The organism is Bacillus sp. GMs2/2, from assembly GCF_050172095.1.
Taxonomy (GTDB): domain Bacteria; phylum Bacillota; class Bacilli; order Bacillales; family Bacillaceae_G; genus Bacillus_A; species Bacillus_A cereus.
Map to the genome: position 1 here is coordinate 1 of NZ_JBNLYE010000421.1, position 3,143 is coordinate 3,143.

Consider the following 3,143-nt stretch of genomic DNA (forward strand, 5'->3'; position numbering starts at 1 on the left):
AAGTTAGGTGGGGGCCCTGCTGTCCGTAAAAGCCCGCTTGGTGAGGGCTGATAATCAGTGGGGATGAACACCCCACTGATTAAAGTTTCACTTTATTTAGCTCACAGTACACCATTCCAATGTCATATAAAAAAGCTGCCCAAAAAGGGCAGCTTCAAATATGTATATTACACTTCGATTGATTTACCATCTTCAACAATATGATAAAGTAAATGCGCTAAATGATGAATTGGACCGTATTCTTCCTCTTCCTCATCTGTTTCACCTTGGAACTCAAGATCGTTTAAGTACAGTGCTAAAAATTGATAGTATAGTTTTAAATCAAATCCGTAGCACGCAGTTGGCTCTTCATGATCACCTTCGTATTGTAACATTAAGTATTGATCGTTTCCTTCTGCATCTTCTGCATCAAAGAATACGAAGAATCCAACGTTTGTATCTAAATCAAATAGATGACGAGTGCCTTTTTCTGTTGCTTTGTTAAAGTCCTCTTCACTTAATTTCTGTACTGTTGTCGCTTTAGCATTATCTTCTTGATGGAAATTTACTGTGAATGTTTTCAATGCTGACACCTCCTGATTGTATAATACTAGCATAACATATAAAAAGGACTGCTTACAAATGTAAACAGTCCTTACATTCATTTTCGCATTGCTCGTAATAAGAAGCTTACGATGAAAATTAAAATGATCGCACCGATTAAAGCTGGAATAATTGCATATCCGCCAATGACTGGACCAAAACTACCAAGTAATTTCGAACCAACCCAAGAACCGATAATACCAGCAATAATATTACCTATTACACCACCAGGTACGTCCTTTCCAGTAATTAAGCTCGCAAGCCACCCTAATATACCACCGACGATTAAAGACCAAATCATATAATAACCTCCTTTACATTTCACCAATCAAAATATAATTAGAAACAATTGCTTACCATTAGTTATGTGACATTTTTCATAAGTTATTCATGTTGTTCAACTTTAAGATTTTTGAGAATAATACACACAGATTAAACCTTTTTTGAACTAACGATTTATCCGACTTTTTATTACACACATTAAGGACAATCTGGCTTCAATATTGTTCGCATAAACTCTTCTTTAAAAGCTGCATAGTTAAAACCAACAGCAATTCTTTGAATCGGCCGATCATCAAACCTTGTTGGCTCAGCTATTTTTCTAAAGTCTGCTACACTTTGGCCCCTAGTCACATCATTTGTCGTACTAATCCACACTGCCGATTTTTTATATTCGAAAATACTGTCATTTATAAACGAGATAAACGGTAGTAAATCGTGTATAGGACTTCCACCAATACCCGGATATTCTTTTTTATAAAAGTTCTCATAATAAAAATCAATCATTGGTTTAATGAGTTTCGCCTGTCCAGTTCCTTGTTTATCTATTATATTGGCCATTTCAGGTGTTATAAGCGCGCCCTGTGTTACATTTAACGGGTATATGCTAGCGTTTTTCGCATATTTCATAACAATATTTGCTGCAATTGGATCACCATAAAAATTCGCTTCAGATACAGGTGTAACATTACCTGGAAATAGGAAAGCGCCGCCCATTATATAATACGAACAAATACGATCCATTATATTTGGATACAATAAAAATAACGTAGCAAGCGTCGTTAGTCTCCCTGTCGCCACAATTATAATATCTTCTGGACAAGGTTCGATTAATTTGATTAATTCACAAAAATTTTCTCGTTTACAAATTCTCATCTCAGGTGGAATAATAGGACCTAAACCGTGATCCCCGTGGATTTCAGGGAAAAACAAAGGCTCTTCAGCTGTCATCGGTCTACTCGCACCTTCAATAATTTTCACTTGTGTAGCATAGTACCTTTCTAAAAAATAAACATTTTCCGTAACAATATCTCGTGATACATTCCCGTACTCAGCAACAATACCTAGAATATCTAATTTACATGTTTTATTTGCATAAATTAACGCTACGGCGTCATCAATACCAAAGTCTCCAAAAAAGATAATTTTCTTATTAACTATTCTCACCCCTCTTGAGCATAATCTACTATTATTATTATTATGTGAAAAAGACAAGGCGGTGAAACAGCGCAAACTAAAAAAGCCGCCTATTTATTGGCGACTTCAATCTTTTTATAAGACAAATATGCAAGTACATTTTTACTTGAATCGTATTTCGGGTTATTTCCTTTTCTCGGCTCTCTCATATGTGTCTTTTCAAATCCAGGAATGTCTGGCATTTTCCCCATAAATTCAAGCATTTCTTCCTCAGTACCTTCAATGCGTACACGAATCATTATAACTATTCCTCAATTCTCGGTTTCTCTGTACTAAGTATATCGTACTTCAGAAAGACTGCAACACATTTATCTTTTTAACGTTGTACTTTTTTTACATATAAACATAGCCATTTCAGTATAGAACGATTCTACTTTATTATTTTTAAATTGAATATTAAAATATCCCTTCATTTCGTTTGGTGCTTTCATCATACATTCTGTTAATTTTTCACGCTTTTGTAAAGGGACATCCATCATATTACACCACCAGTCAAAATCAAACTTCTTATCAAAAGTAAGACATGACTGCATTTGCAAACCGTTTTTTTCTAATAAAGTAAGCCATTCTGTCTTTTTTAGAGCTCGTTCATGACTTGGGTCACGCTTTTTTTCTATAAAATTATAAAATGTATTATATTCATTATTTTCTGGCGAAACATTATCTATTAAGATGAATAATCCATTATCCTCCAACGTACGATTTACTTCATAAATAAATTGAGCCGGACTCGTAAAATGATGGGCTGCAATCCGGCATGTAATTGTATCAAAAAAATGGTCTGCAAATGGTAAATTCTCTGCATTTCCTGCTACAAAAGATACATTTTCATGACCATTCTGCTTTATAAAAACTTTTGCTTTTTCTAACATCTGTTCTGTTAAATCAAGTGCAACTACTTCTTTAAACATAGGTGCTAACATATTTGCCACATGCCCGCCACCAGTAGCAACATCAAGAAGACGATTATTATGACGAGACTCAACTTGTTGAACTACATATTGTAAATCCAGTCCTTTAGCATGTATTTTACTATTTACATATTTATCTGCATTGCTGCCAAACTGTTTTTTCACAAGCTCTTC

5 protein-coding genes are annotated in these 3,143 nt (G+C 34.6%); all 5 read right to left on the reverse strand.

Annotated features, from left to right (window positions below; translation table 11 throughout):
* Positions 1–167: 167 nt before the first annotated feature.
* Positions 168–563 (reverse strand): hypothetical protein, encoded by a 396-nt coding sequence (locus ACQGS6_RS25405; protein WP_000847593.1) that lies wholly within the window; start codon positions 561–563, stop codon positions 168–170.
* Between the two features lie 77 nt (positions 564–640).
* The gene (locus ACQGS6_RS25410) at positions 641–883 is read right to left on the reverse strand and encodes a GlsB/YeaQ/YmgE family stress response membrane protein (protein ID WP_000638306.1); all 243 of its coding nucleotides are present in this window, start codon (positions 881–883) and stop codon (positions 641–643) included.
* A 179-nt stretch (positions 884–1,062) separates the two neighbouring features.
* Positions 1,063–2,028 carry a nucleoside hydrolase gene (locus ACQGS6_RS25415; protein WP_001223681.1) on the reverse strand — a complete coding sequence of 322 codons (966 nt, stop codon included), beginning with the start codon at positions 2,026–2,028 and terminating at the stop codon, positions 1,063–1,065.
* Positions 2,029–2,108: 80 nt separating this feature from the next.
* On the reverse strand, positions 2,109–2,297 hold the full coding sequence (locus ACQGS6_RS25420; protein ID WP_000621885.1) for a DUF3970 family protein: 189 nt from the start codon (positions 2,295–2,297) through the stop codon (positions 2,109–2,111).
* A 69-nt stretch (positions 2,298–2,366) separates the two neighbouring features.
* Positions 2,367–3,143 (reverse strand): class I SAM-dependent methyltransferase (locus ACQGS6_RS25425; RefSeq protein ID WP_426965802.1); only part of this gene is annotated, 777 nt, incomplete at its 5' end.